This is a genomic window from Actinoplanes campanulatus, from assembly GCF_014647795.1.
GTDB lineage: Bacteria > Actinomycetota > Actinomycetes > Mycobacteriales > Micromonosporaceae > Actinoplanes > Actinoplanes campanulatus.
In genome coordinates this window covers 148,192-174,819 of record NZ_BMPW01000003.1, presented here as the reverse complement: position 1 = coordinate 174,819, position 26,628 = coordinate 148,192, and the positions used below count along the sequence as shown (strand labels likewise).

Sequence of the window (26,628 nt, the reverse complement as noted above, 5' to 3'; positions counted from 1 at the left end):
TCGGGTTGTAGAGTCGGCGGGCGTGACGCTTCCGATCTCCGACGGGGACCGCGAACGGGTGGCCGATGAACTGCAACAGGCTTGCGGTGACGGGCGGATCACCCTTGAGGAGTTCAGCGTACGGGTGAGCACGGCCTGGGCGGCCGCGACCGACGTCGAGCTGTCCCGCGCCACCGAAGGGCTCGCCCCGGTGCCGGTCGTCGGTGCGGCCCGCACCGTCGACAAGGTCGTCACCATTCTCAGCCAGCGCAAACGGCGCGGCCGATGGCGGCTGCGGTCCGGCCGGCTGGGCAGTTTCACCCTGTTCGGCTCGACCCACCTCGACCTGCGCGACGTCGTGACCGGTGCCGACGTCATCGAGATCGACGGCGTGTGCCTGTTCGGTGAGCTGAAGGTCACCGTCCCCGAGGGCGTCGAGGTCGATCTCGACGGCGCCAGCGTCCTCAGCTCCGAGGAGGTGCGGCTCGCGGCCGTGCCCCGGCTGCCCGGCACCCCGGAGATCCGGGTCCGGGTGAACGCCTGGTTCAGCTCCGTCGAGATCCGCTCCCGCGGTCCGGCCAAGGACTCCTTCTGGTCCCGCCTGCGCGGCGACTGACCACGCGGCCGGCCGACCGGGGGCGTTCAGCGGCTGGTGGCCTCCAGGTGGGTCTCGGGGCCCGGGAAGATCAGGCCGGTGTGGCCGTCGTCCCAGCGGACCTCGTACGGGGGTGTGCCGTCCTGGTGCCGCAGTTCGGTGATGATGCCGGCCTTGTTGCCGTCGCCGACGTGCTTGCCCTTCACCACGATGCGGTCACCCACGTGCGCGATCATCGTCGCCTCCCTTCGATGGCCTTCCAGCAGGATGCACCCGCCGGGGGTCGCGGGCACCGGGTTGGGCGGAATTCGTCACCACATGCGCGAGGAGCCCGGCCCTGTCGGGGCCGGGCTCCTCGCCGAGGGGTGGGACGGGGTGGGTCAGATGAGCCAGCGGTTCTTGCGGACGAAGGGGAGCTTCGCCCACCAGCGGCCGAGGCCCCAGGTGTGCCCGGCGTAGGCCAGCGCCAGCACCACGGCGACGACACCGTAGACGACGTGGTAGTCGACCAGCGGGTTGCTCGAGCGGGTGGCCTCGCCGGCGGCGGTCTCCTGGGCGAGCGGCCACTCGGCCAGCCACATGAACGCCATCATCAGGCCGGCCGAGACGGCGGCGATCCGCAGGCCGATGCCGAGGATCAGAGCGGCCCCGACCCCGAGCAGGCCCAGCATGAACATCCAGTCGGCCCAGGCGGCGCCGGCGATGGTGTGGAAGAAGTCCTGGAACGGTCCGACCTCGACGCCGGAGAGGAAGCCCTTGGTGGGCGAGCCGCCGTTGATCCAGGCGCGCTCGGCCGGCGTCGCGTAGCCGAGCCCGAAAGTCTTGTCCAGAAAGGCCCACAGGAAGACGAAGCCGGTGGCGATGCGGAGGACCGACAGCGCCCGCGCGGCGCCGTGGGTGAGCATCGAGCCGGGTGCTTCGGCGTGTTCCAGCTGGGCTGTGGTGGCGCGACCGATGGTGGCCATCTGGTCCTCCTTGAGACGTTGTCTGCACCTATGACTCTCCTCCGCCCTCGATGTCGCCACCGGTGCCGAACATCCCTTCCGCGGCCGCGGATGGCCCGCCCGTTTCGGGACGTTCGGCCTGCCGGCCGGGACGGGCCGGAAGGCGGGCGATCCGGGACCATCGCCCACTGTCGGGGCGTACGGGGACGGAGCACGATCGGGGGCCTGACACACCCGGGAGGTGTCCTCGTGGCCATCGTCGTGACGCTCATCGTCCTGCTTTTCGTGGTCCTGATCCTGGCCGGGCCGCTGCTGGAGTCGATCATCGACCGGATCTGGCCGCCCGAAGGCCACCGGCGGCACGGCGCCGCCCGCCGCTGAAGACGGCAACGGGACGCGCCCCCAGGGGCACGTCCCGTTGCGGATCGAGCGGGGTCAGACGGCGGCCGGCTCACGGGCCGGCACCGGGATGACCACGACCGGGCAGCAGGCCATGCGTACGCAGGACTCGCTCACCGAGCCCAGTACGGTGTGCCGCACCCGGCTGTGGCCGTGACTGCCGAGGACCAGCATGTCGGCGCCACGGGAGGCGGCCGACAGCACCTCGGCGGGGGAGCCCTCGACGGCCTCGCCGGTCACCGGCAGGTGCGAGCCGCGTTCCCGGACCAGTTCCCGGATCTCGGCGTCGATCATCCAGACGGCGCGTTCCCGCTCCTCGCCGGGGGATTCGGCCGGGGCCGGGCCGTAGTCGAGCCCGTCCCAGGACCAGGCGGTCACCGCCCGTACGGCGCCACCGCGTGCGGCGGCCTCGGTGGCGGCCCAGCGCAGGGCTCGGCGGCCGCCTTCGGAGCCGTCGACGCCCACCACGATCAGATATCCGGTGCTCATCCTTGCCTCCTCGGTGGGATTCTTTGCCCTGGATGCGCCGGTTTACTCACGGCGTACCCCGATGGGTTGATTTTGCGGTGGCACGGAGCCGGCGGCCGCGCGCGGCGAGGGTGAGCGGCCGCCGGGAGTGGCGTCAGGCGGCCTGCCGGTCGAGGTAGACCGGGCTGTCGGCGTGGTGCAGAAGCTGGAGGCCGGTGGAGCCGAGCAGGGTGCCGGCGAGGGCGCCGTGGCCGCGGCTGCCGACGACGACCAGCTGGGCCCCGTGTGAGACGCCGGACAGCACGGCCGCGGCGCTGTCGTGCGAGAGCAGCGCCTCCACCTGGACGGCCGGGAACCGCTCCCGCCACGGGGCGAGCTGCTCATCGAGGCGCAGGCGTTCGGCGGCGTCCTCCTCGGGGGTGGGCACATTCGCCACGGCGACGCCCATGTAGAGCGACAGCACCGGCAGGTAGGTGCGGATCACGGCGAGCGGGGCGCCCCGGGCGGCGGCCAGCTCGAAGGCGGTCCGCAGGGTGTGCCGGGACTGCTCGGACTCGTCGAAGCCGACCGCGACCGGGCCGTCGGTGACGTCGCCGCGGCCCCGGACCACGACCACCGGGACTCCGGCGTGCATGGCGACCCGCTGGCTGACCGAGCCGAGCACGAGGCTGGCGAAGCCGCCCCGGCCGCGGCTGCCGAGCACCAGCAGGTCGGCGTCGCCCGCCTGGGACAGCAGCCGGGCGGCCGGGTTGCCGACCAGGATGTCGATCTCGGTGGACAGTTCCGGGACGACCTCGCGGGCCAGCGCGGCGCCGGTGCGCGCCACCCCCTCGGCGATCTGCCGGGCCGCCGCGAAGCCGCCGCCGTCGAGGTCGTAGCGGGCCTCGCCGTGCTGCCAGTCGAGGACGTGGGTGACCCGGAGAGTGGCGGCACGCCGTGCGGCCTCCCGGGCCGCCCAGCGGATCGCCGCCCGGCTCGACGCGGTGCCGTCGGTGGCGACGACGATGGTTGCGGTCCGCATGGCTCCTCCTCGGTGGGTTCCTGCCTCTCCATCCCACTCCGGCCGGCCGGCCCGGGTCAGGGGAATCGGTCCCTTCCGGCCGGGACCTTCGCGGCAACCGAACGGCGTCGTGAACGCGTCTCCCGTACGAGGGGCGCCCGGTGTGTCGAAACGGATCTTTCGGGCTTCACCTGCTGATCATTGCTTTGAGTGACGAGGATGTTACGTAGGGAGGTGGTAACCGATGATGATTCTCCTGGTGGCGACACTCGGTCTGATCGCCGCCGCGATTCTGGCCCTGTGGCCCGCACCGGGCGACCGGGCCCACCGGACACCGGCCGCCGCGATCGCGGAACCCGCGGAGACCGCCAGGCCGACCTGCCTCGAGGGCGTCCTCGCCGCCCAACTGGTCGGCGGCGACATCACCCGCCCGCAGTACCAGCGGGCCATCGAACGGCTGGCCGCCCGGGACGAGGAGCGGCACCCGCTAGCCGTGCCGTGGGACGACCGCCTGGCATGAGACCGGGATCCCCGGGGTATCGAAGAACCGGCATCCGCTGCCGGAGCAGAGAGGCGGGCGGGATGGCGGAGATCGTGCTGATCCGGCACGGGCAGACCGAGTGGAGCGCCGACGGCAGGCACACGTCGTACACCGATCTGCCGTTGACCGCGGAGGGTGAGCGGCAGGCGCGTGCCGCCGGGGAACGGATCGCCGGGCGGAGTTTCGGCGCGGTGCTCGCCAGCCCACGGCAGCGGGCGCTGCGCACCGCCGAACTGGCCGGGCTCACCGTGACCGAGGTGATCGACGATCTGGCCGAGTGGGACTACGGCGAGTACGAGGGCGTCACCACGGCCGGCATCCGGGCCCGGCGGCCGGGGTGGTCGCTGTGGACCGACGGATGCCCGGGCGGGGAGTCCCCGGACCGGGTCGGCGCGCGGCTGGACCGGGTTCTGGCCCGCGCCCGCGAGTTCGGCGGCGATGTGGCCCTGGTGGCCCACGGGCACTGTCTGCGGGTGGCCGGCGCCCGCTGGATCGGGCTGCCGCCGGCCGGCGGCGGGCTGCTGCGCCTGGACACCGGCACGATCTCGGTCCTCGGGTTCGAACACGACGCCGACCCGGTGCTGCTCTCCTGGAACGCGGGCCGCTGACCCCGGCTCAGCGGGCCGTGATCAGGCGGGCCATCTCGGTGCGGGAGCGGACCCCCAGGCGGGCGAAGACGTTGCGCAGATGGTGGTCCACCGTCCGCGGGCTCAGGTGCAGCTCCTGCGCCACCTCCCGATTGGTGGCGCCACCGGCCACCAGCGACGCGATCCGTTCCTGCTGGGCGGTCAGCGCCGGGCCGGTGGCCGCCGGCGCCTCAACCCGTTCGCCGGCGGCGCGCAGCTCACGTACGCTCTGCGCCGCCCACGGCCCGGCGTCCATCAGCCGGAACGTCTCGGCGGCCCGGCGCAGATGGGTGCGTGCCGCCACGTGCCGCCGCTGCCGGCGCAGCAGCCGGCCGTAGAGCAGCTCGGTGTGCGCCCGCGGGAAGCCGGCCTCCCCGTCGTGGGCCAGCGCCGCGTCGAAGTGCCCGGCCGCGGCCTCGCCGTCGTCGGCCCGCAGCGCCCGGCACCGGTCCCGCAGCGCCAGCCAGCCCGGCTGCCCGGTCCGCCCCGACCAGCGGTCGAAGGCCACCGCGACCGGCTCCACCGGCTCCCGCAGGCCGATCTGCGCGGCCGCCTCCAGCAGGTGCGGCACCACCGCCACCCGCAGCAGCGCCGACCCCGGCCCGGGTGGCCCGGTCACCACGGCCAGCAGTCGTTCGGCGGCCGCCGGGCACCTCCCGTCGACCAGGTCGAGCAATGCCAGCGCCCACTCGCACAGCGGCCGGGACGGGCCGTCACCGACCGCCGCGATCCGGGTCAGCGCCGTCTCCCGGTCACCGACCAGGGCGGCCAGCACCGCCAGCACGGCCAGATGGGCGCCGGCCAGGACCGGCTGCCCGGTGCCGCGGGCCACCGCCGCGCCGTCCAGGGCGGCCTCGTTCGCGGCCGGGTAGTCGCCGGCCGCCATCCCGGAGAGCGCGGCCAGCTCCAGTGCCTGCGGAACCAGCACGGCCGCCCCGGCCTCGCGGGCCAGCACCGCCGCGCGCCCGGCCAGCGCACCGGCCCGGCGGGGGTCGCCCACCAGGATGCCGGCGGTCGCGGCACGTAGCAGCGGGCCCGGTTCGGCGACCCGGTCGGCCAGCGCCACCGCCTCCCGCAGCCGTACGAACGCGCCCGGCTCGTCACCGTCGGCGATCCGCGCCAGCCCGGCGACATGGTGGAAGGCCAGCGCCACGGCGGGCGGCTCGTCACCGCGCTGCCCGGCGGCGACCCGGCGGGCCAGCGCCGAGTAGCGGCTCTGCTCCCCGGACCGGCAGGCCGACTCGCCGGCCAGGGCGAGCGCCTCCAGGGCCGTGCCCGGATCGGTCTCGGCCAGTTCGGCGGCCACGTCCAGCAGCACGTCCCGGGCGCCCGGCCGGCCCTCCGGCAGGCTCATCTCGGCGGTCAGACCGCGGGCCCGGACCCGGGCGTTGCCGCCGGCCGGCGGGATCCGGCGGATCAGCTGGCCGGCCTCGTGCGGGCGGCCGGCCAGCCACGCCGAGCGGGCCGCGTCCAACAGCAGGCCGGCCCTTCCGCCGGGGGTGGGGGAGAGGGCCGCGGCGTACCGGCGGGCCTCGGCGGCCACCGCCGGATCCGCCGAGCGGGCCGCCTCGGCCAGCTCGCTCGCCAGCCGGTCGTCCGGCCCGGAGGCGGCCGCGGCGCGATGCAGCAGCGCGGGCAGGGTCGCGCCACGCGCCTGGAGAACCCCGGCCACCGCGGCGTGGGCGGTCCGCCTCCGGGCCGCGGTCATTTCCGTGTACGCCACCGCGCGCATCAACGGACTCCGGAACCGCACGCCCGCCGCCGTGACGCTGACCAGCCCCGCCCGCTCGGCCGCCGCGAAGTCCCCGAGCGCCGGCCCGGTCGCGTCGCCGGACGGGAACGCGGCGGCCAGCAACGTGTCCGGGGAGGCGTCCGGGGCCGCGGCCGCGAGGTGCAGCAGGTGGCGGGTCCGGGGCGGCAGGGCGTTCAGTTCGGCGGCCAGGCGGCGGCGCAGTGGGCTGTCCGGGGGCAGTGACTCCGGCGGCGGGGCGTACCCGCGGCGCTGTTGCGGGGTGAGGGCGGCGGCCAGGTCGACCAGGGCGGCCGGGTTGCCGGCGGCCAGCTCGGTCAGCGTGCCGGCGACGTCCTCGGCCAGGTCGGGGGCGTGACCGGCGAGGATCGCGCGGGACTCCACCGGGTCCAGCGGGGTGAGTCGGTGCACCGGCGGGCCGGGCGGTTCGGCGCCGGCCGGGAACGACCAGAGCATGGCGACCCGCTCCGGGCCGAGGCGGCGGGCGGCGAACGTGAGCGCCTGCCAGGACGCCCGGTCCAGCAGGTGGGCGTCGTCGATCAGGCACAGCAGGGGGCGGGTGCGCGTCGCCGTACGCAGCAGGGCGAGGGTGGCGAGTCCGAGGGTGACCGGATCGCCGGGGCCGGCGCCGCGGAGAGCGTGCGCCAGCGCTTCGCGTGGCGCGGGAGCGAGCTCGGCGAGCCGGTCGCCGATTCCGGTGATCAGGCCGCGCAGGCCGGCGTACGCGTATTCGCGCTCGTCGGGATGGCCGCACGCGGTGAGGACCGTCCAGCCGGGTTCGGACGTGAACGTGCGCAGCAGGGTGGACCGGCCCTCGCCGGGCGCGCCGGAGACGACGAGGACGCCGCCCCGGCCGGACGCGGCGGCGGACAGGAGGCGGCCGATCTCGGTGTGCGCGGCCGGCCGAACTTTCTGCACTGCCGGTGCATCAAACATGCGGCGAGTGTTCCGTGCCGGGGGTCCGCGCGGAAGACCATTTCGGCTGATGAAATTTCCGGGATGTTGCCGGGCGATGACGCGACGCAGGTGATTTCGCCGATGCGTGACCGCCGGTGAGCTGTTGAAACTGACGCTCGTCGATCCGATCCCCCAGTTAGGAGAGTCGACGTGCACCAGAGAACCGTTCCCGGCCGGGCACGCCGGGCGCTGCTCACCGCGGCGGCCACGGTAGCCCTCGTCGTCGGTCCGGGCGCCGCTGTGGCCCAGGCCGCCGACAACCCGTACGAGCGGGGCCCCGCGCCCACGCTCTCCGCGCTCCAGGCCTCCCGCGGGCCGTACGCGGTCAGTCAGACCTCCGTCTCCCGCCTCTCCGCGACCGGCTTCGGCGGTGGCGAGATCTACTACCCGACCACGACCGCCGACGGCACCTTCGGGGCGATCGCCATCTCGCCCGGATTCACCGCCTACTGGTCCAGCATCTCCTGGCTCGGACCGCGCCTGGCCTCGCACGGCTTCGTGGTCATCGGCATCGAGACCAACACCACCGCCGACCAGCCCGCCTCCCGCGGCACACAGCTGCTGGCCGCGCTCGACTACCTGACCCAGCGCAGCTCGGTGCGCTCCCGTATCGACGCGAGCCGGCTCGCCGTGGCCGGGCACTCGATGGGCGGCGGCGGCAGCCTCGAGGCGGCCAGCGACCGGCCGTCCCTGCAGGCCGCCGTGCCGCTGGCGCCGTGGAACACGGACAAGTCGTGGAGCGAGCTGCGGGTGCCGACGCTGATCGTCGGCGGGGAGAGCGACACCATCGCCGCGGTGTCGAGCCACTCGATCCCGTTCTACAACAGCATCCCGGCCTCGGCGGAGAAGTCGTACCTGGAGCTCAACAACGCCAGCCACTTCTTCCCGCAGAGCACCAACACGCCGACCGCGGTGCAGATGGTCTCCTGGCTGAAGCGGTTCGTCGACGACGACACCCGCTACACCCAGTTCATCTGCCCCGGCCCGAGCAGCACGTCCATCTCCGATTACCGCAGTTCCTGCCCGATCGGCTGATCGTTCGACCCGCGGGGGCGGAGGCCGATGGCCCCGCTCCTGTCGGGTTTCTCGCATGCGCGCCGCCGGATTATGCTCACGCGGCTCGCCCGCACCGATCGCCGCTGTGGAGGACGCCCTGACCGCCGATCCCGTCCGCGACCGGCTCCGTGCTCTGGCGTGCAATCCCGCACTCCCGGCCGAGACGCTGCTCGTCCTGGCCGGTGACGAACGGGTCGGGCCGCGGCACGTCACCGCCCGCCGGGAATGGACCGACGAGGCGTTCGACGCGCTCGTCACCCACCCCGACCCGGCCGTCCGTGAAGCCCTCGCCCAGAGCCCCGGCGCGACCGGCGAACAGCGCGCCCGGCTCGCCGGCGACCTCAGCATCGACGTGCTGCACGCCCTCCTGGAAGGCCCGCGCACCCGCTGGGCCGGTCCGCTTCCGCACTGGGTCCACCGCCGGCTCGCCGAACACCCCGAGCGACTGGTACGGGACATGCTGACCTTCCTGCCCGGCACACCCCCCGACGTGCTGAACCGGCTCACCCGCGACCCGTACCCCCGGATCGCCGAAGCCGCCCGGGAACTGCTCGAACGCAAACCGTTCCAGGAACCGACGATGGGCCGTGACCAGGCCGTCGCCTACGCCTCCGGCGACTCGCCGTGGAACCGGGCCCAGGCCGCCGCCGACCCGGAACTACCGGAATCGTGGGTGCGGCGGCTGGCGGCCGATCCGTCGCCGAGGGTCCGGCTCGCCGTGTCGGTGCGGCCGGAACTCGACGAGGACGAGCGGGCGGCCATCGACTGCCCGGTTCCGGCGGACGCCTCCGTACCGGGGTGGGTGATCGCGGCCGGGCCCTCGGAGCTGCGGCGCTGCGCCCATTCGCGGCATCCCCTGCTCCGGCGCGGCGCCGCCGGTCATCCGGACCTGCCCGCCGATCTGATCGCCCTGCTGGCGGGGGACGGGGATCCGCTCGTGCGGTTGGCGCTCTGCTCGCATCAGGCGGCGGCGCCCGGTGATCTGGTGCTCCGCACCTACCTGGAAACCGGCGAGGAGGACTTGCTCGCGCACCCGGCGTTCCCACGCGCCGGCCTCGCCGCCCACACGAACCCCCCTTCCGACCGGACCGGTCTGGCCGGCTATGCGGACCCCCCTTCGGAGCGGGACGGTCTGGCCGTGCATGCGGACCCTCCCTCGGGGCGGGACGGTCTGGCCGTGCATGCGGACCCCCCTTCCGGGCAGGCCGGTCTGGCCGGCTACGCGGACCACCCTTCCGGGCAAGCTAGGGCCCTGGCGCGCCTCGACCCGGAGGCGCCGGCCGCTCTGATCGACCGGCTCAGCCGCGACCCCGATCCGTACGTCCGCGCCTTCCTGGCCGACGACCCGCGCCTGTCAGCGGCCCGGGTCGTCGAGTTGCTGGCGGACCCGGAGATCCACGGGCGGGCCGCCGCCAACCCCAACCTTCCGCACTCCCAGATCCTCCGCATCCTCGCCGAGGCCGACCTCTGACCTCCGGCCGCCCGGCGGCTCCCACGTCCGCGCTGCCTCCGTCCTCGTGCCGCCGTTCCCGCTGCCTCCGTCCTCGTGCCGCCGCTCCCGCTGCCGATCTTGGACGCTTTGCCACCGAATCCGGTGGGTGATCGTCCAAGATCGTGGCCGTTCGGGGTCTTTGTTGGTGTGGCTGTCTGTTGCTTGGGTGGCTGGTCGTGATTGCGCTGTTCCCGGCCGCGATCTTGGACGTTTTGTCACCGGATTCGGTGGGTGATCGTCCAAGATCGGCTGGTTTGGAGGTGGAGGTGCGTTGAGCGCCGCGCGTGTGAGCGCGGGTTGGCTGCGGTGGAGGGCAGGTGCCGGCGGTGGGGCCCGGCTTGGCGGTGGTTCGGGGGCTTTGGGGGTGCGTTGGGGGCGTTCGGGGAGGGGGTATCAGGCGGGGACGGGAGTGGGAGCCGGGGCCGGGGTGCGGGTGTCGAGGCGGAAGCTGAGCAGGGTCAGGAGCAGGCCGGCGAGGGACAGGGCGACGCCCAGCCACGCGGACGCCAGGTAACCCCAGCCCGCGGCGATGACGGCACCACCGAGGGCGGCGCCGGTGGCGTTGGCGATGTTCAGGGAGGACTGGTTGACCGCGGCGCCCATCAGCTGGGCGCCCGGGGCCACCGCGATGAGGCGGGACTGCAGCGCCGGGACGATGAAGAGGCTGGCGGCGCCGACCAGGAAGGCGGCCGGGAACAGGCCGGCCGGGTGCACGGCGGTCAGGCCGAACATGGTGACCGAGCCGATCAGGCCGGCGAAACCGATCAGGACGGCGCGCCGCAGATCGCGGTCGGCGGCGACCCCGCCGAGGGCGATGCCGACGGTCATGCCCAGGCCCATGCAGGCGAGCACCCACGGGACGGCCGCTTCGGACAGGCCGGCCACGTGCGTGGTGATCGGTGCGACGTAGCTGTTCACCGCGAAGAAGCCGCTGGTTCCGACGGCGACGGCCGCGGCGACCAGCCACACCTGCGGGTTGCGGAAGGCACGCAACTCGGCGCGGGGCGAGCCGCCGGGGTCGGCCGCCACGGTGGGCACGGTGACCAGGACGGCGAGCAGGCTGAGGGCGAAAACGGCGGCGACGGCGAGGTACGCGGCCCGCCAACCGTGGTTCTGCCCGAGCACGGTGATCAGCGGGACGCCGGCGAGGTTGGCCGCGGTCAGCCCGCCGATCACGATGGAGACCCCGCGTCCCTGGTTTCCGGGTCCCAGGATGGCGGCGGCGAGCAGACCGGCCGCCCCGAAGTAGGCGCCGTGCGCCAGGGCCGCGCCGAACCGGGCGGCCAGGACCAGCTCGAACGTGGGCGCCAGCGCGGACGCCGTGGTGAAGACGACGAAGACGGCGAGCAGGCCGAGCACCAGCCGCCGGCGGGGCTGCCGGGCGGTGATCACGGCGATCGTCGGCGCGCCCACGACGACGCCGAGCGCGTAGATCGTGATCATCCAGCCGGTGTGGGCCAGTGCGTCCGGCACCGAGGCGGCGTACGACTCGGGCATCAGGTCGCGTGCCATGTCGGGTAGCAGCCCCATGGCGACGAACTCGGTCAGGCCGAGCCCGAAACCGCCCAGGGACAGGGCGAGCAGGGCCGCCCAGCGGCGGCCGTCGGTCAGTGTCTCCACGTCCGGAGACTCTAGAACGTTCTAGTTCCGGAGCGAATAGAACGTTCTAGTGATCACAACGTAGGATGCCGCCATGCAGTCAGCGGAGCGGCGGACTACCCTCGCCGACGTCGCGGCCGAGGCCGGCGTGTCGGTGGCACTGGTGTCGATCGTGATGCGCGGCGCGCCCGGGGCCGGGGCCGCCACCCGGGAGCGGGTGCTGGAGGTGGCGCGCCGGCTCGGATACCAGCCGGACAGCCGGGCCCGGCTGTTGCGCAGCGGTCGCAGCCGGCTGCTCGGGGTCGTCTTCGACGTGCGGCACCCGTTCCATCACGACCTGCTCACCGGGCTCTACGACGCGGCCGGCAAGGCCGGATATCAACTCACCCTGAGCGCGGTGACACCACTGCGCGGCGAGCGTACGGCCGTCGGCGACCTTCTGCAGGACCGGTGCGAGGCGCTGGTGCTGTTCGGCGGCCAGTTGCGGGCCTCCGAGCTGGCGTCGATCGCGGCCCGCCTCCCGGTGGTGGCGATGATGCGCGCGGCCCGGCGGCGCGACGTCGACGTGGTGCACAACGATGACGCGCTCGGCTCCCACCAGGCCGTCGATCACCTGGTCGGGCTCGGGCACCGGCGGATCGCCCACGTCGACGGCGGGGAGTGGCACGGGTCGGCCGAGCGGCGGGCCGGCTACCAGGAGGCGATGCGGCGGCACGGGCTGGCCGAGCACATCCGGGTGGTGTCCGGCGGGGCCGGTGAGGAGGACGGCGCCCGGGCCGCGGAGCGGCTGCTGGGGGACCCGCCGACCGCGGTGACCGTCTTCAACGACCTGAGCGCGACCGGGCTGCTCGACGTCCTGCGCCGCAACGGGCTGGGCGTGCCCGGGGACATCAGCGTGGTGGGTTACGACGACACCGGCCTGAGCCGGCTCGCGCACATCGACCTGACCACCATCGGCCAGGACATCGACACCATGGCGGCGGGCGCGATCGAGCGGGCGGTAGCGCGAATCGAGGGCACCCCGGCCGGTCCCCGCGAGATGGTCGTCCCACCCCGCCTGGTCGTCCGCGGCACGACGGGCGCACCCCGGCCGGCTGCCGGCGCACGGCCGCCGAGACAGCGCTGACCCCGCTGGCCGATTGCCCCGCTGTCCGCCCCTCCGGCGCGTTTGCGCCAGGCTAGCGCACACGTAACGGTTTCCGTGGTCGCCCGCCCGTGTCATGGCGGCAGGCCGGGCACACGAACGGCGCGACGTGAGTGGCCGCCGGGCCGGACGGCGCGACGTGAGTGGCCGCCGGGCCGGACAGCGCGGGCGGTGGATGGCGGTGGGGCAAATCGACCAGCGGGGTCAGCGCCGGGAGCCAGCCGGACCACCGAGCTCAGCCCGGCGGGCGCGGCAAAGGCGGGAGTGACGCCTGGCTCGCGGGAGCTTCCGGGGACGGGGTGGATTTTTCGGGGGCGGTTTGCCGCGTACGAGATCCGGGTCTGAAAAGGAACGACCCGCGCCCGGAGTGAGTGCGGCGCGGGTGCCCGAGTTCGACCGTGCCGGCGCCGCAACGACGGGGGACGGCGGCGCCGGCACGGAGTTCAGGAGGTGGGCTTGAGCACCGAGCAGGTCTCGACGGCCTTCTTCGCGGTGGCGTCGGTGGTGTCGACCTTGGCCGGGTCGGTGACGCCGTTCTCCTTGAGACAGTTCTCGTAGGCGGCGTTGGCGTTGCCGCCACCCGGAGCAGTGCCGCCACCCGGAGCAGTGCCGCCGCCCTGGTTGCCGCGGCCGGCGCCCATGCTCGGGCGGACCGAGGCGCACGCCTCCTGGGCCTTCTGCCAGGTCGCGTCGTCGACGCCCTCGGGCTTGCCGAAACCGCCGCCACCGCCGGGGAAGCCGCCGCCGCGCTGACCGGCGCTGCCGGAGGGACGCGGCTCGCCGGACGGGCGGACGCCGTCGGGCGCGCCGGAGGGACGGACGCCGTCGGGTGCGCCGGACGGGCGGGCGCCACCGCCGCCGGGGCCGCCGGAGGGCATCGTGATGGTGACGCCGTTCTCGTTCAGACAGCTGATGTACGCGGCGAACGCGTTGTTGCCGCCACCGCCGTTCTGCCCGGTGGTGCCGCTGTCGGTGCTCGCCTCTTCCGAGCCGCCGCAGGCCGCCGTGAACAGCATGGCCACCGAGACCGCGAAGATGGCCGCGACGCGCTTCGAACTGATCACCGGACTCCTTAGGTAAATGTCAACGGGCGGGAATGTGTGAAGGAAAGCCGCCCCACCTATGCGGGAGGTCGGACGACCCTAGGAATTACCTAAGAACGTGCTCCGAGCGAACTCCCAGGTAGGACCGAGCCCGCGGCGAGGACCGGTGGTCACACTCGGCGACCATGGGTGTTGCACTGGCCGGTCGCCGGCGTTTGATCCGGCTCGGCGTGGCGGTCGTCGTGCTCGCACTTGTCGCCTTCGGCGTGGTGCGGGCGCTGACGGCCGGCGCCGCGCGGGAGGAATCGAAGGCGGCCGAGACCGTCGAGGTGGACAAGGGTGAGGTGACCACCGAGGTCGCCACCACCGGCACGTTGCAGCCGGCGCAGACGCGCAGCCTGTCGTTCGCGGTGTCGGGGACGGTGGAGACGGTCAAGGTGCGGGCCGGCACGGCGGTGACCGCCGGGCAGGTGCTGGCGACCGTCGACGACACGGATGCGGCCGAGGCGGTCGACGGCGCGCGGGACGCGCTCGACGACGCGCAGCAGGCGCTGACGAAGGCGTCGTCCACGTCCTCCTCCTCGTCCGGTTGCGACGTGGCGGCCGCCTACACGGCGTCCGCTTCCGCCTCGCCTTCGGCCTCGGCGACGGCTTCTCCCTCGGCCACCGCGACCACGTCGCCCACGCCGACCAGGACCAAGACCTCGAAACCGAGCCCCACCGGTACGAAGAGCGCCGCCGCCTGCTCCTCGCGGGGCGGGTCCTCCGGTGGTGACTCGATCCTGAGCGCGCAGCAGCGGGTGAACGCGGCCGAGGTGAACCTGGAGGAGGCCGAGGAGGCCCTGGACGGCGCCACCATCACCGCCCCGATCGCCGGGAAGGTCATCTCGGTGAGCGGCAAGGTGGGCAGCAGCGCCAAGTCCGGGTCCACCTTCATCACCCTGGCCGACGTCTACGACATGCAGATCAGCGCCGACTTCCCGGAGGCCGACGCGGACCGTCTGGCGGTCGCCCAGAAGGCGGTGATCACTCTCGCCGACCGGGCCGGCGAGACGTTCGACGCAACGGTGGTGCAGGTCGACCCGGTCGGCACCAGCGACGGCACGCTCACCCGTTTCGGCGTCGTGCTCTCCTTCGACGACGCCCCGGACGAGCTGCTGGTCGGGCAGAGCGCCAGCGTACGGGTGACCACCGGCAGCAAGGACGACGTGCTGCGGGTGCCCAGTACCGCGGTGCACGACGTGTCCGGGGAGGACGGCACGGTGCTCAGGGACGGGACCGCCACGCAGGTGAAGCTGGGCCTGCGCGGCGACCAGTACACGGAGATCGTGTCCGGTCTCGCCGTGGGCGACCCGGTGGCCCGTTCCTGGTAGGTTCCTCCCTTCCCGCTCATAGGTTCTTCAAAGAAATCGCTGATAGTTCTATGCGGTGCTTTCCGATACCCGAGGTTCCGTGACCACGCTCGACCCCGCGGCACGGCCCGCCCGTGTCCTGGTCGTCGACGACGAGCCGAACATCTCCGCGCTGCTCAGCGCGACGTTGCGGCTGGTCGCCTTCGATGTGCGGGTGGCCGAGTCGGGTAACGCCGCCCTGATCGCGGTGCAGGAGTTCGAGCCGGATCTGATCGTCCTCGACGTGATGCTTCCGGACGTGGACGGGATCGAGGTGGCCCAGCGTCTGCGGGCTGCCGGGCATCGGGTCCCGGTCCTGTTCCTGACCGCCAGGGACGCGGTGGAGGATCGCATCCTGGGACTGTCAGCCGGCGCGGACGACTACGTCACCAAGCCGTTCAGTCTCGAGGAGGTCGTGCTACGGATACGCGCGATCCTGCGCCGCAGCCAGCCGGAGGAACCGCAGGAGGACACCGGCGTGCTGCGGTACGCGGACCTGGAGATGGACGAGGACGCTCACGAGGTACGCCGGTCGGGGCGTCTGATCGAGCTGTCCCCGACCGAGTTCAACCTGCTGCGCTACCTGATGATCAACGCGGGCCGGGTGGTCAGCAAGGCGCAGATCCTGGACCGGGTGTGGAAGTACGACTTCGGGGGCGACGGCCGCATCGTGGAGTCCTACGTCTACTACCTGCGACGGAAGATCGACCGGACCGAGCCACCGCTGATCCACACCGTGCGCGGAGTCGGGTACGCCCTGCGGCTGCCCCGCGACGACGGGTGACCCCCTGGCGCTTTTGGACTCTCAAGTCCAGGCTGGTCCTGGTCGTCGGCGTGCTGTCCGCGATCGCCGTGGTGGTCGCCAACATCACCGGCCTGCTGCTGATCCGCAAGTACCAGCAGGACCGGATCGACGAGCAGCTGATCGGCATCAGCCGGCCGCTCGCCGACGCCAACCCGCTGCGCTTCGGGCCCCGCCCCGGCCGGTTCCGTGGCCTCGGGCCCGACCAGATCATGTACTTCTACCGCGCCGACGGGACCCTGGACACCGCCAACAGCACGCCCACCGACGACAAGCGCCCCGCGGTGGCGCCGCTCGCCGAGGTCGCCGAGCGGGCCGGCACCGGACGGCCGTACACCGTCTCGACGGCCGCCGGATCGGACTGGCGGGTGATGGCCGTCCCGGCCGGGGACAGCGGCGGGTACGTGCTGATCGGCTCCTCGATGCTGGAGGTGGAGCAGCTCACCCAGCAGCTGATGCTGATCGACGCCGGAGTGATGCTGCTGGTGCTGACGGCGCTCGGGCTCGGGGCCGCGTTCGTGGTGCGGCTCGGGTTGCGGCCGCTCACCGAGATGGAGGCGGTGGCCGCGGAGATCTCCGGCGGCAACCTGTCCGGCCGGATCCCGGACACCGACCCGCACACCGAGCCGGGCCGTCTGGGCCTGGCCCTGAACGCCATGCTCACCCGGATCGAGGGTGAGGTCAGCGCGCGTACCGCCTCGGAGCAGCGGCTGCGCCAGTTCGTCGCGGACGCCTCGCACGAGCTGCGCACCCCGCTCACCTCGATCCGCGGCTGGGCCGAGCTGTACCGGCGGGGCGGGGCGCCGCCCGGCCCGCAGCTGGACGAGACGCTTGCCCGGATCGAGGCCGAGTCGGCCCGGATGGCGGTGCTGGTCGAGGACCTGCTCCGGCTGGCCCGGATGGACCAGCAGCGCACCCTCGACCTGCGCCGGGTGGACCTGCTGGAGATCGCCGCCGACACCATCCGGGACGCGCACGCCCGGATGCCGGGCCGGCAGGTGCTGCTCGCCGGGCTCAGCGACGACGAGGACACCTTCGAGCCGCCCACCGTGCTGGGCGACGACCACGGGCTGCGGCAGGTGGTCACCAACCTGGTGGCCAACGCGCTCAACCACACCCCGTCCGAGACCATCGTCACGGTACGTGTCGGACTGGCCACTTCCGACGACGGCTTCCCGGTGGCGGTCCTCGAGGTGTGCGACAACGGGCCGGGGGTGCCGCCGGAGCACGTGGACCGCATCTTCGAGCGGCTCTACCGGGCCGACTCCAGCCGTTCCCGCTCCATGGGCGGCGGTTCCGGGCTGGGCCTGGCGATCGTGGCGGCCATCGTGGAGGGGCACGGCGGCGCCGCGGACTACCGCGAGACGCCGGGCGGCGGGGCCACCTTCCGGGTGGAACTTCCGGCGGTCGGTGACTCGGCGTGAGGTTTTGAGCTGGCTCCCAGGTTTCGCCGAAGCTCCTCATAGCCCACGGCCGCAGAGTGTGCAGCCATGAAGGTACGCCTGAGCCGCCACCCGTCGTTGGTGGTCAACGCCGTCATCGGCGTAGCGCTCGTCGCCGGGGCCTGGACGGTGTACGAGACATTTTCCGGAACCGACGACGGGGGTACGGCCGTGACGGCCGCCGAGCGCACGGTCAACGTCCAGCAGGGCACGGTCACCAAGACCGCGACCGCGGACGGGACCCTGGAGAGCGCCAGCACCGCGAGTGCCACGTTCGAGACCAGCGGCACGGTCACCGCGATCAGCGTGAAGGTCGGTGACAAGGTCAAGAAGGGCCAGGTGCTGGCCAAGGTCGACCCGGCCGCCGCACAGCGCGCCCTGGACGCCGCCGAGGCCGACCTGGACGCGGCCCAGGACTCCCTGGCCCGGGCCGAGGACGCCGGATCGGACACCACCGAGGCCGCCAACCAGGTCACCGAGGCGAACCTGGCCGTCGACGAGGCCGAGGCCGGCGTCGACGGAACGGTGCTGACCGCCCCGATGGCCGGCACGGTCACCGCCGTCAACGGCACGCTCGGCGGCTCGGCCTCCGGCAGCTCGTCCTCCTCCAGCGGCTCCTCCGGTGGCGACTCGCAGGGCGGCGGCTCCTCCTCCTCCAGCAGTTCGTCGTCCTCGTCGTCGAGCGGGTTCATCGAGATCGCCGACCTCACGAAGATGCAGGTCGCGGCGAGCTTCGCCGAGGCGGACGCGACAAGCCTCAAGGAGAAGCAGGCCGCCACGGTCACCTGGAACGCGCTCAGCGGCGTCTCGCAGAGCGCCAAGGTCGCGGCCATCGACCCGTCGGCCACCACCTCGAACAGCGTGGTCACCTACGGCGTGACGCTGACCCTGGACAAGGTGCCGACCGGCGCGAAGGTCGGCCAGACCGTCTCGGTGTCGGTCACCACCGGCTCCAAGGAGAACGTCGTGCTGGTCAACGCGGCCGCGATCACCACGGTCGGCAACCGGCACACCGTCACGGTGGTCGCGAACGGCGTCCAGGAGACCCGGTCGGTGGAGATCGGCCTGGAGGGCGACTCGGCCACCGAGATCACCTCCGGTCTGACCGCCGGCGAGCAGGTCGTCGTCAAGACCACCTCGACCAGCACCAGCGGCAGCCAGCAGGGCGGCGGCGGCTTCCCGGGCGGCGGCAGCGGTTTCGGCGGCGGCGGCTTCACCGGTGGCGGCGGCGGTCCTCAGGGTGGCGGCGGGAGGCCGCAGTGAGCCGGCCGGTCCTGCAGGTCACCGACCTGAAGAAGATCTACGGACAGGGTGAGGCGACCGTGCACGCGCTGCGCGGGGTATCCCTCACCGTCGAGCGCGGCGACTACCTGGCGATCATGGGCTCGTCCGGCTCCGGCAAGTCGACCCTGATGAACATCCTGGGCGCGCTGGACATCCCCAGCTCGGGGCAGTACCTGCTGGACGGCGTGGACGTCAGCCGGCTCTCCGACGGCCAGCTCGCGCTGGCCCGGAACCGCCTGATCGGCTTCATCTTCCAGGCGTTCAACCTGATCCCGCGCACCAGCGCGGTGGCCAACGTCGAGCTGCCGCTGGCGTACGCCGGGGTCAAGCCGAAGGAGCGCCGCCGCCGGGCGATGGCGGCGCTCGAGGTGGTCGGGCTCGCGGACCGGGCCGGCCACGAGCCGAACCAGCTCTCCGGCGGCCAGCAGCAGCGTGTCGCGGTGGCCCGGGCCCTGGTCACCGAGCCGGCCCTGCTGCTGGCCGACGAGCCGACCGGCAACCTGGACTCCAAGTCCACCGACGACGTGCTCCAGGTCTTCGACGACCTGAGCGCGGCCGGCCGGACCATCGTGATCATCACGCACGAGAGGGAGGTCGGCGACCGCGCCAAGCGGCTGATCCGCCTGGTCGACGGTGGCATCGTCACCGACACACGGCAGTCCCCGCTGCACCTGCCCCCGGTCGGCGCCGCACCGGTGGCACAGGGCCGCGCGATGGTGGCCGGGCGGCACACGCGATGAACTTCTTCGAGGTCATTCGCTTCTCCCTGCGCGGCCTGAGCGCCAACAAGCTGCGCTCCGCGCTCACCATGCTCGGCATCCTGATCGGTGTCGCCGCGGTGATCCTGCTGGTCGCGGTCGGCAACGGCTCGGCCAAGGCGATCAGCGACCGGATCGAGGCGCTGGGCACCAACACGATCACCGTGATGAGCACCGGCCGCGGCGGGTCGAGCAGCACGTCGCTGACCAAGGACATGGCCGACGCGCTGATCGACGAGGAGATGGCGCCGGACGTCAAGTCGGTGTCGCCGGTGGTCAGCTCGTCGGCGACCATGACGTACGAGGGCACCGACCACTCGGTGGGCACCTTCGTCGGCACCACCCCGGCCTGGTTCACCGCCTCCACCACCCCGGTCGGGCGGGGCTCGGCCTTCACCGATGACGACGTCGCCCAGGGCCGGCGGGTCGTGGTGATCGGCAAGACCGTCGCCGAGGAGCTCTTCCCCGGCGTCGACCCGCTCGACAAGCAGGTCACCGTCGGCGGGGCGCTGTTCACCATCGTCGGGGTGCTGGAGGACAAGAGTTCCACCGGATTCGACGACGCCAACGACAGGGCGGTCGCCCCGCTCACCGCGGTGCAGCAGGTGCTCACCGGGTACGGCGCGCTGACCTCGATCGTCGTCGAGGCGGCCGACCCGGACAAGGTGGACGCCGTACAGGGGCAGGTCTCCACGATCCTCAACCAGAAACTGGACGTGGACTCGTCGTCGACCAGCACGCCGTACCGGATCCAGAACGCGTCGTCGCTGCTGGAGACGCAGAGCGAGACAGCGGCCACGTTCACCACCCTGCTCGGGGCGGTGGCCGCGATCAGTCTGCTGGTCGGCGGCATCGGCATCACCAACATCATGCTTGTCACGGTCACCGAGCGGACCCGGGAGATCGGCATCCGCAAGGCGCTCGGCGCGCCCCGGCGGGTGATCCTGACCCAGTTCCTGATCGAGGCGAGCCTGTTGAGCGTGCTCGGCGGCGCCCTCGGGGTGGCCGCCGCGCTGATCGGCTCCCAGTTCGCGATCGTCGGGGTGAAACCGGTGATCGTGCCCAGTTCGATCGGGTACGCCCTGGGCGTCTCCATCGCGATCGGGCTGTTCTTCGGCGGGCTGCCCGCCGCCCGCGCCGCCCGCCTGCGTCCCATCGACGCGCTGCGCTACGAGTGAGGACCCTGCTGTGACAACGATGAACGACGAGACCGCGGTCATCGCGAAGGTGCCCGGCAACGAGGGCCTCTCCGCGGAGCTGGCCGCCGCGGCGCCCCGGAAGTGGTGGAACAAGGGCACCGTCGGCCTCGGGGTGGCGGCGCTGTTGCTGGGCGGCTTCCTCGGCGGGGTGCAGGCCCAGAAGCAGTGGGGTCCGTCGTCGGCCGCCACGGCCGGCGGCTTCCCCAGCGGAGGCGGCGGAATGCGCGGCGGTGGCGGGTTCGGTCAGCAGCCGCAGAGCACCACGAGCGAGGCGGCGACCAGCGGCACGACGGGCAAGGTCAAGCTGGTCAACGGCAAGACCATCTACGTGGAGACCGAGGACGGCACGGTGGTCACGGTCAAGACCGACGGCTCGACGACGATCAGTACGGCGAGCAAGGGCAAGCTGAGCGACGTCAAGGCCGGGCAGTCGGTGACCGTCCAGGGCGAGGCCGCCGACGACGGCACGGTGACCGCGAAATCGGTCACCGCGACCAAGTGAAGTTGAACATATTGATGACGGTGTGAACGGATCCCTAGGCTGAGCCCTTCGATGCTGGGGGTGATGCCGGAGGTGGTTCCCGCTCTGCACGGCCGGGAGGAACTACTCGCGGCCATCGACGCCCGGCTCGCGGCCGGTGGCGGGGTGGTCCTCCACGGACCGCCCGGCATCGGCCGGACCGCGCTGCTCGACACCGTCGCCGATCAAGCCGCGGCGCGCGGGGAACTCGTGCTCCGCCTGCGCCCGGCCCGCGGCGAACGGGCGCTCGCCTACGCCGGGGTGGCCGACCTCGTCCGCCAGGTCCCGGCGGAGGCGGTCGCCGCCCTGGCGCCCGCGCCACGGCACGCTCTCATCGCGCTCCGCCAGGGCCGGCCGTCCCGCACCGGCGCGCCGGCCCTGGCCCGGCGCCTGGTCATGCCCGAGCTGCTGGCCCACTGCGCCCGCAGCTCCCCGTTGCTGCTGGTCCTCGACGACGCCCAGTGGCTCGACCCGGAGTCCGCCGAGCTGATCGGCTACGCCATGCGCCGCCGCCCCGGGCCCCGGGTCCGGATGCTCGCCGCCGAACGCCGGCCCGGCCGGACCCGCGCCGCCCGGCTCTGCCCCGCACCGGTCACCGAGCTGGAGGTGCCGCCGCTCTCCCCGGACGACCTCACCGCGCTGCTCGAAGCCCACGGGCTGCCCTGCCGTGCCGCCAGCCAGCTGCACCAGGCCAGCGCCGGCAACCCGTTCCTGGCCCTCGCCCTGGGCGGTGCGGTCGCGGCCGGGCCCACCTGGCGCCCGGCGTCGCTGCCCGAGCCGGTCCGGGAGCTGGCCCGCGAACGGCTCGCCGAACTGCCCGCCGAGACCCGGGACACCCTGCTGGTGGCGGCGCTGGCCACCGAGCCGACGGTCACCCTGCTGCTGCGTGCCGGGCGCGACGACGCGGTCCGGGACCTGCGGTCGGCCGCCGACGCCGGGGTCGTCGAACTCGCCGGCGAGCGGATCCGGTTCACCCCGCCGCTGCTCGCGCGGGTGCTCGCCGACGAGACCCCGGCCGCCGACCGCGGGCGGGTGCACGCGGATCTCGCCGCGGCGGCGTACGACCCGGTGGAGGCCCTGCGGCAGCAGGCGCTGCGGACCGCCCGGCCGGACCCCGACGTGGCAGCCGATCTGGCCGCCGCGGCCCGCCGCTGCGCGGAACGCGGCGCCGAGCGCACCGCCGCCGAGCTGTACCTGCTCGCCGCCGACCGCTGCCCGCCGGACCGGTCCGCCGACCGCCTCGACTGGCTGGTCACCGCCGCCCGCACCGCCATCACCGGAGGCGTGCCGCTGGTCGCCGGGCGGGCCGCGGAGGCGGTCCTGGCCGCCGACGCGCCGCCCGCCCACCGGGTGCGGGCCCGTCTCGTGCTGCTCGACCTGGCCGGGCAGGCGCTGGCCGACATGGGCGAGACCTTCGCGGCGGCGCTCGCCGAAGCCGGCGACGACCCGGCGCTGGCCGCCCCGGTCCGGCTGCGGCTCACCTGGACCGCGCTGCTCACCGGCGACCTGGAGGGCGGGGTCGCCGAGGCCCGCGAGGCGGAACGAGCGGCCCGTCTCGCCGGCGACCCGACCACCGAGTCGATGGCGCTCACCGCGCTCGCCCAGATCCAGCGGGTCCAGGGCGAGCCCGGCTGGCGCGACACGCTGGAACGGGCGCTGCGGCTGCCCGCCACCCCGGCCCCGGACTGGCTGCACTATGGCCCGCACTACTTCGCCGCACGCTTCGCGCTCTTCGACGATCGGCTCGACGAGGCCCGCGCCGATCTGCTCAACCTGCTCGCGGTGGCCGAGCACGACCGGATCGGCGAGGCCCGGGTCGAGGTGCTCCGCAGCCTCTCCGAGGTGGCCACCCGGGCGGGCCGGTGCCAGGAGGCATTACGGTACGCCCATCGCGCGGTCCGGGCGGCCCAGGAGGCGGGCCTGAGTCCCGGCCCGACGTGGTACACCGCCGCGGTGGCCGAACTGGCCGGCGGCAGCCTGGAGGCGGCCGCCGGATTCGCCCGCCGGGGCATCCGCGCCTCCCGCCAGGAGGGCGACGGCCTCTACCTGCGGCGCAACCTGCACGCCCTGGGCCAGGCCGAGGTCCGCTCCGGCGACACCCGGGCCGGGGTGGCCACCCTGCGCCGGCTGCGCGACTCCGAGGCCGAGGCGGGCAGCGCCGACCCGATGATCGTGCGCTGGCGGGCCGACCTGGCCGCCGCGCTGGCGTCGGTCGGCGAGCACGCCGAGGCCGCCACCACCCTGGCGCTGGCCCGGCAGGCGGCCGAGGGGCTGGGCAGCAGCCCGGCGCTGGCCGGCTACCTGGACCGGGCGGCCGCCATCGTCAGCTCCGAATCCGGGCAGGCCGACCTGGCCGCCGACCTGGCGACCGCCGCGGCCCGGCACTTCGAGCGGCTGCGGCAGCCGGTCGAACAGGCGCACGCCCTGCTGGTGGCCGGCGGGGCGGAACGGCGGCGGCGCCGGTACGCGGCCGCCCGGCAGGCGGTCGGGGCGGCGCACAAGCTCTTCCGCACCACCGGGGCCCGGCCGTGGGCGCGCGAGGCGGAACTGGCGCTGGCCCGGACCGAGGGGACCCCGGACCAGGGGCTCACCTCGACCGAGCTGCGGATCGCCGGGATGGTGCGGGACGGGGCCAGCAACCGGGAGATCGCCACCCGGCTCTACCTCAGCGTCAAGACCGTGGAGGCGACGCTGACCCGGGTCTACCGCAAGCTCGGCGTACGGTCCCGGACCCAGCTCTTGACGGTCCTCGCGGTGGGGGAGATCACCAACCCCTCCTGACCTGCGCGTCAGTAGCGGAGAGTGACGCGGGTTACCGGATTCCGGTGGTGGCCGTCACTTTCGTCTTCCGGGTTTTACCTGGTGGATTTGGGGATGACGCACGAACGGAGGATTGTTGCACCCGGAAGCGACGAGGCTTTCTCCGTCACTATCCGTCGAGGAGTTGCCATGCAGTTCATTCGTGACGCCCGGACCACCATCCTCAACCGACTCGCCGAGCGCCGTGCCCACCGCCGCCTCGCCGAAGAGCTCGCGACCTTCCGCACCGCCGCCGAGCGCACCGAACTCGACCTGATGCTCGGCCGGCACAGCGCCGAGGAGACCGCCGAGATCCACGCGATCCTCAGCCGCCAGGACGCCGAGCGCCGCTACGCCTCCGCGGTGCACGCCGCCGGAGTTCCGGGCCGCTAGGGCCGGCTCGGCGGGCTGGTTCCGACCGTCCCGGGACCGCCCACGTGAAACCCCGGGCGCGCTGGTCGCGCCCGGGGTTCTCGCATCTCCGCGGACCCCTGCGAGTCCGCGGATCCGGCCAATGCGTAGGATCCTCGCGTTGTGCGGCCATCCCCGCTCAGCGACCGGCCGCACCTCCGCACCGCCCAGAAGGCGGCGCGACCCGGCCGGCAGATCCGCCGGATGCCCAGATACCCCACCCCACGATCCGGACGCCGGCGGATCCGCGCATCACGCGTCTGCCCTTTCGATTTTTTCGAATACGGGGGCGACGTCGTGAGACGCCGCCCCGGGGCCGGTCATCCCGCCGGGAACAGGGCCTTCTCGACCAGTGGGGTCACCGCGGCGGCGTACGTCTGGGTCAGGTGGCTCTTGTCGCGGTAGACCAGGGTGTCGCCGATGACCGGTGGGCAGACCGCGGTGCACAGCCAGGGTGTCGGGTCGACCACCCGGATGCCGGCGGCCCGCGCCTTTTCGGCGATCAGGGCGCGGCGGTTCGGCTCGTAGATCGCCTTCGTCACCGGACGGACGCAGGCACGGGTCTTCCGGGCGTGCGCGGCCAGGCAGGCGGGGGCGATCCCGGCCGGCCACGGGGTGTCCTGGAGCAGCACCGCCGGGATGCCGGCCAGCCTCCGGAACGACTGTTCCCAGCGCTGCGCCCACCGTACGTCGTCGGCGCGGCCCTCGGTCGGGACCAGTTTCCCGGACTCGTCGTAGAAGCCGCCGTTGTCCAGGTCGTTGGAGGCGACCACCACCATCTGCGGCCGTTCCCGGGCGATCCGGGCGAAGACCGCGTCCCGCCATTGGACGCATTCGGTGTACGGGCGCTTCAGCACCACGTTGTAGACCAGCACCTGCGGGATCTGGCAGGCCGACTTGGTCAGCGCCACCAGCCGCCAGTGCTGGTTGCGGGCCGCGTTGTCGACCGCCGCGAACCAGTGCCCGGCCCGGGAGTCGCCGACCAGGAACACGGTCCGTTTCGCGGTCCGGTCACCGTAGACGCAACCGCGGACCTCGGTGTCGATGAAGTCCACATGGCAGCCGTCGGCGTCGTGGGCCGGCTCCTGGCGCGGGCTGGTGACCGGCGGAGTGAGGTTGGACGGCATCCGGCCCCGGCGCGCCGACTCGTCGATCAGCGCGGTGAGGCGGGTCTGCGGGTCTCGGGCGGCGGCGAGTTCGGCGGCCAGGCCGGGTGCGGGCGGCCCGTACGGGACGGCCGGCGTGAACCGTCCACCGACCGCCGCGACCGTGACGGTGAGCAGGGAGAACGCCAGACCCGCGAGCAGACCGGTACGGGCCCGGCCCCGCAACCGCGGATGCGACCGCAGCGGGTTCTCCACCAGGTGGTAGGTGACCAGGGCGAGCAGCAGGGAACCGGCGGCCAGCGCGTACGGGTGCTCCGGCCACGCCACCGCACCGATGATCAGGATCGGCCAGTGCCACAGGTACCAGCCGTACGAGAGCTTGCCGATCTCCCGCAACGGCCGGAGCCCCAGCAGCGACCCGGCGCCCCAGCGCGTCAGCCGTAGCCCGGCCGCGATCACGACCGTCGTGCCCAGCACCGGGAGCAGCGCGGCGTACCCCGGGAAGGAGGTCTCCTCGGTGAAGGTCAGCGCCGCCGCACCCACCGCGGCCAGGCCCACCCAGGACAGCGCCGCGGCGAGGCCGCGCGGCAGCGTGGCGAGCCGGGCCGAGCCGACCGCGACCAGCGCGCCGGCCCCGAGTTCCCAGGCCCGGGTGTGCGAACCGAAATAGGCCCACGGCGCGGACTCCCCGGTCTGCCACACGCTCAGCGCCAGCGAACCGGCGACCAGGACGGACAGTGCGGCCACCAGGAGCCGGCGGCTGCGCGCGGTGATCAGAATCAGCAGCGGCCAGACGAGATAGAACTGCTCCTCGACGGCGAGCGACCAGAGGTGCTGCAACGGCGACGGCTCCGCGGCGGCGGCCATGTAGTCGACGCCCTGGCCGGCGAGCCGCCAGTTGATCCCGTAGAAGGTGCTGTACAGCGCGTCCACGGTGATCTCGTGGAACCGGGTGGCCGGCAGCAGGAACCAGGCGCCGGCCACCGTGGACAGCACCACCACGGTGGCGACCGGCAGCAGCCGCAGGGCCCGGCGGGCGTAGAAGCGGCGCAGCGAGATCCGGCCGGCCCGGGTCCGCTCGGCCAACAACAGCGTGGTGATCAGGAAGCCGGAGATGACGAAGAAGACGTCCACGCCGACGTAGCCGCCCGCGAACCGGCCGGCGCCGGCGTGCGAGAGGACGACCAGGGTGACGGCTACCGCGCGTAACCCCTCGATGTCGGGACGGAACCGGGAGTGCCCGGATGCCGGGGCGGCCGCGGCGGGGACGGGCCGCGGCGTAGTGATCAGGATCGACGACACGGCGGATTGCACCAGGCCACC

General features: G+C 73.6%; 24 protein-coding genes. 16 read left to right on the top strand and 8 right to left on the bottom strand.

Going from position 1 to position 26,628, the window contains the following annotated elements; translation table 11 throughout:
- Positions 1-22: 22 nt before the first annotated feature.
- Complete coding sequence (locus IEZ13_RS07645) at positions 23-595, top strand: DUF1707 SHOCT-like domain-containing protein (protein ID WP_183219024.1); 573 nt, start codon at positions 23-25, stop codon at positions 593-595.
- 26 nt (positions 596-621) lie between these two features.
- Here IEZ13_RS07645 and IEZ13_RS07640 read toward each other — a convergent pair whose 3' ends face one another.
- Together IEZ13_RS07640 and IEZ13_RS07635 are read right to left on the bottom strand one after the other, a co-directional pair.
- Complete coding sequence (locus IEZ13_RS07640) at positions 622-810, bottom strand: DUF1918 domain-containing protein (protein WP_183219023.1); 189 nt, start codon at positions 808-810, stop codon at positions 622-624.
- 144 nt (positions 811-954) lie between these two features.
- Positions 955-1,539 carry a DoxX family membrane protein gene (locus IEZ13_RS07635; protein ID WP_183219022.1) on the bottom strand — a complete coding sequence of 195 codons (585 nt, stop codon included), beginning with the start codon at positions 1,537-1,539 and terminating at the stop codon, positions 955-957.
- A gap of 228 nt (positions 1,540-1,767) precedes the next feature.
- Between IEZ13_RS07635 and IEZ13_RS47440 the strand changes: the two genes are divergently transcribed.
- Entirely contained in the window at positions 1,768-1,899 is a 132-nt protein-coding gene (locus IEZ13_RS47440) for a hypothetical protein (protein ID WP_260178990.1), read from the top strand.
- Positions 1,900-1,953: 54 nt separating this feature from the next.
- Here the strand turns inward: IEZ13_RS47440 and IEZ13_RS07630 are convergent, their stop codons facing one another.
- Entirely contained in the window at positions 1,954-2,406 is a 453-nt protein-coding gene (locus IEZ13_RS07630; RefSeq protein ID WP_183219021.1) for a universal stress protein, read from the bottom strand.
- A 133-nt stretch (positions 2,407-2,539) separates the two neighbouring features.
- Positions 2,540-3,406 (bottom strand): universal stress protein, encoded by an 867-nt coding sequence (locus tag IEZ13_RS07625; RefSeq protein WP_183219020.1) that lies wholly within the window; start codon positions 3,404-3,406, stop codon positions 2,540-2,542.
- Positions 3,407-3,629: 223 nt separating this feature from the next.
- Between IEZ13_RS07625 and IEZ13_RS07620 the strand changes: the two genes are divergently transcribed.
- Together IEZ13_RS07620 and IEZ13_RS07615 are read left to right on the top strand one after the other, a co-directional pair.
- Positions 3,630-3,905 carry a hypothetical protein gene (locus tag IEZ13_RS07620; RefSeq protein ID WP_183219019.1) on the top strand — a complete coding sequence of 92 codons (276 nt, stop codon included), beginning with the start codon at positions 3,630-3,632 and terminating at the stop codon, positions 3,903-3,905.
- A 62-nt stretch (positions 3,906-3,967) separates the two neighbouring features.
- Positions 3,968-4,534, top strand: coding sequence for a histidine phosphatase family protein (locus tag IEZ13_RS07615; protein WP_183219018.1), 567 nt, complete (start codon positions 3,968-3,970; stop codon positions 4,532-4,534).
- Between the two features lie 7 nt (positions 4,535-4,541).
- On the opposite strand, the gene IEZ13_RS07610 is transcribed toward IEZ13_RS07615, so the two are convergent.
- Positions 4,542-7,220, bottom strand: a complete 2,679-nt coding sequence (locus tag IEZ13_RS07610) for a helix-turn-helix transcriptional regulator (protein ID WP_183219017.1) — start codon at positions 7,218-7,220, stop codon at positions 4,542-4,544.
- Between the two features lie 189 nt (positions 7,221-7,409).
- Between IEZ13_RS07610 and IEZ13_RS07605 the strand changes: the two genes are divergently transcribed.
- Together IEZ13_RS07605 and IEZ13_RS07600 are read left to right on the top strand one after the other, a co-directional pair.
- Positions 7,410-8,294: an alpha/beta hydrolase family protein gene (locus IEZ13_RS07605; protein WP_183219016.1), complete on the top strand. Its 885-nt coding sequence runs from the start codon at positions 7,410-7,412 to the stop codon at positions 8,292-8,294.
- A 106-nt stretch (positions 8,295-8,400) separates the two neighbouring features.
- Complete coding sequence (locus IEZ13_RS07600) at positions 8,401-9,786, top strand: hypothetical protein (RefSeq protein WP_183219015.1); 1,386 nt, start codon at positions 8,401-8,403, stop codon at positions 9,784-9,786.
- 414 nt (positions 9,787-10,200) lie between these two features.
- Here IEZ13_RS07600 and IEZ13_RS07595 read toward each other — a convergent pair whose 3' ends face one another.
- Complete coding sequence (locus tag IEZ13_RS07595) at positions 10,201-11,427, bottom strand: MFS transporter (protein ID WP_183219014.1); 1,227 nt, start codon at positions 11,425-11,427, stop codon at positions 10,201-10,203.
- A 73-nt stretch (positions 11,428-11,500) separates the two neighbouring features.
- Here IEZ13_RS07595 and IEZ13_RS07590 point away from each other — a divergent pair, with 73 nt between their 5' ends.
- Positions 11,501-12,532 carry a LacI family DNA-binding transcriptional regulator gene (locus IEZ13_RS07590; protein ID WP_183219013.1) on the top strand — a complete coding sequence of 344 codons (1,032 nt, stop codon included), beginning with the start codon at positions 11,501-11,503 and terminating at the stop codon, positions 12,530-12,532.
- A gap of 461 nt (positions 12,533-12,993) precedes the next feature.
- Here IEZ13_RS07590 and IEZ13_RS07585 read toward each other — a convergent pair whose 3' ends face one another.
- Positions 12,994-13,614 (bottom strand): hypothetical protein, encoded by a 621-nt coding sequence (locus IEZ13_RS07585; RefSeq protein ID WP_229794536.1) that lies wholly within the window; start codon positions 13,612-13,614, stop codon positions 12,994-12,996.
- Positions 13,615-13,778: 164 nt separating this feature from the next.
- Between IEZ13_RS07585 and IEZ13_RS07580 the strand changes: the two genes are divergently transcribed.
- From IEZ13_RS07580 to IEZ13_RS07540, 9 genes are all read left to right on the top strand, one after another.
- Complete coding sequence (locus IEZ13_RS07580) at positions 13,779-14,966, top strand: efflux RND transporter periplasmic adaptor subunit (protein WP_183219012.1); 1,188 nt, start codon at positions 13,779-13,781, stop codon at positions 14,964-14,966.
- Between the two features lie 79 nt (positions 14,967-15,045).
- Positions 15,046-15,768 carry a response regulator transcription factor gene (locus IEZ13_RS07575; protein WP_183219011.1) on the top strand — a complete coding sequence of 241 codons (723 nt, stop codon included), beginning with the start codon at positions 15,046-15,048 and terminating at the stop codon, positions 15,766-15,768.
- Positions 15,765-17,210: a sensor histidine kinase gene (locus tag IEZ13_RS07570; protein WP_203833725.1), complete on the top strand. Its 1,446-nt coding sequence runs from the start codon at positions 15,765-15,767 to the stop codon at positions 17,208-17,210. The genes IEZ13_RS07575 and IEZ13_RS07570 overlap by 4 nt, the downstream gene beginning before the upstream one ends.
- A 66-nt stretch (positions 17,211-17,276) precedes the next feature.
- Positions 17,277-18,491 carry an efflux RND transporter periplasmic adaptor subunit gene (locus IEZ13_RS07565; protein ID WP_183219010.1) on the top strand — a complete coding sequence of 405 codons (1,215 nt, stop codon included), beginning with the start codon at positions 17,277-17,279 and terminating at the stop codon, positions 18,489-18,491.
- Complete coding sequence (locus IEZ13_RS07560; protein WP_183219009.1) at positions 18,488-19,252, top strand: ABC transporter ATP-binding protein; 765 nt, start codon at positions 18,488-18,490, stop codon at positions 19,250-19,252. Before IEZ13_RS07565 ends, IEZ13_RS07560 begins: the two co-directional genes overlap by 4 nt.
- The gene (locus tag IEZ13_RS07555) at positions 19,249-20,448 is read left to right on the top strand and encodes an ABC transporter permease (protein WP_183219008.1); all 1,200 of its coding nucleotides are present in this window, start codon (positions 19,249-19,251) and stop codon (positions 20,446-20,448) included. The genes IEZ13_RS07560 and IEZ13_RS07555 overlap by 4 nt, the downstream gene beginning before the upstream one ends.
- Before the next feature lie 19 nt (positions 20,449-20,467).
- On the top strand, positions 20,468-20,971 hold the full coding sequence (locus tag IEZ13_RS07550) for a hypothetical protein (protein WP_183219357.1): 504 nt from the start codon (positions 20,468-20,470) through the stop codon (positions 20,969-20,971).
- Positions 20,972-21,034: 63 nt separating this feature from the next.
- Entirely contained in the window at positions 21,035-23,770 is a 2,736-nt protein-coding gene (locus tag IEZ13_RS07545; RefSeq protein ID WP_183219007.1) for a helix-turn-helix transcriptional regulator, read from the top strand.
- A gap of 168 nt (positions 23,771-23,938) precedes the next feature.
- A complete protein-coding gene (locus IEZ13_RS07540; RefSeq protein WP_183219006.1) occupies positions 23,939-24,181 on the top strand; it encodes a hypothetical protein in 243 nt (80 codons plus the stop codon).
- 338 nt (positions 24,182-24,519) lie between these two features.
- Here IEZ13_RS07540 and IEZ13_RS07535 read toward each other — a convergent pair whose 3' ends face one another.
- Complete coding sequence (locus tag IEZ13_RS07535) at positions 24,520-26,619, bottom strand: acyltransferase family protein (RefSeq protein WP_229794535.1); 2,100 nt, start codon at positions 26,617-26,619, stop codon at positions 24,520-24,522.
- Between the last annotated feature and the right edge of the window lie 9 nt (positions 26,620-26,628).

Coding starts and splice junctions, on each gene's coding strand:
- IEZ13_RS07640 (WP_183219023.1), bottom strand. CDS start 810: ATGATCGCGCACGTGGGTGACCGCATCGTGGTGAAGGGCAAGCACGTC.
- IEZ13_RS07635 (WP_183219022.1), bottom strand. CDS start 1,539: ATGGCCACCATCGGTCGCGCCACCACAGCCCAGCTGGAACACGCCGAA.
- IEZ13_RS07630 (WP_183219021.1), bottom strand. CDS start 2,406: ATGAGCACCGGATATCTGATCGTGGTGGGCGTCGACGGCTCCGAAGGC.
- IEZ13_RS07625 (WP_183219020.1), bottom strand. CDS start 3,406: ATGCGGACCGCAACCATCGTCGTCGCCACCGACGGCACCGCGTCGAGC.
- IEZ13_RS07620 (WP_183219019.1), top strand. CDS start 3,630: ATGATGATTCTCCTGGTGGCGACACTCGGTCTGATCGCCGCCGCGATT.
- IEZ13_RS07615 (WP_183219018.1), top strand. CDS start 3,968: ATGGCGGAGATCGTGCTGATCCGGCACGGGCAGACCGAGTGGAGCGCC.
- IEZ13_RS07590 (WP_183219013.1), top strand. CDS start 11,501: ATGCAGTCAGCGGAGCGGCGGACTACCCTCGCCGACGTCGCGGCCGAG.
- IEZ13_RS07580 (WP_183219012.1), top strand. CDS start 13,779: ATGGGTGTTGCACTGGCCGGTCGCCGGCGTTTGATCCGGCTCGGCGTG.
- IEZ13_RS07565 (WP_183219010.1), top strand. CDS start 17,277: ATGAAGGTACGCCTGAGCCGCCACCCGTCGTTGGTGGTCAACGCCGTC.
- IEZ13_RS07555 (WP_183219008.1), top strand. CDS start 19,249: ATGAACTTCTTCGAGGTCATTCGCTTCTCCCTGCGCGGCCTGAGCGCC.
- IEZ13_RS07550 (WP_183219357.1), top strand. CDS start 20,468: ATGAACGACGAGACCGCGGTCATCGCGAAGGTGCCCGGCAACGAGGGC.
- IEZ13_RS07545 (WP_183219007.1), top strand. CDS start 21,035: ATGCCGGAGGTGGTTCCCGCTCTGCACGGCCGGGAGGAACTACTCGCG.
- IEZ13_RS07540 (WP_183219006.1), top strand. CDS start 23,939: ATGCAGTTCATTCGTGACGCCCGGACCACCATCCTCAACCGACTCGCC.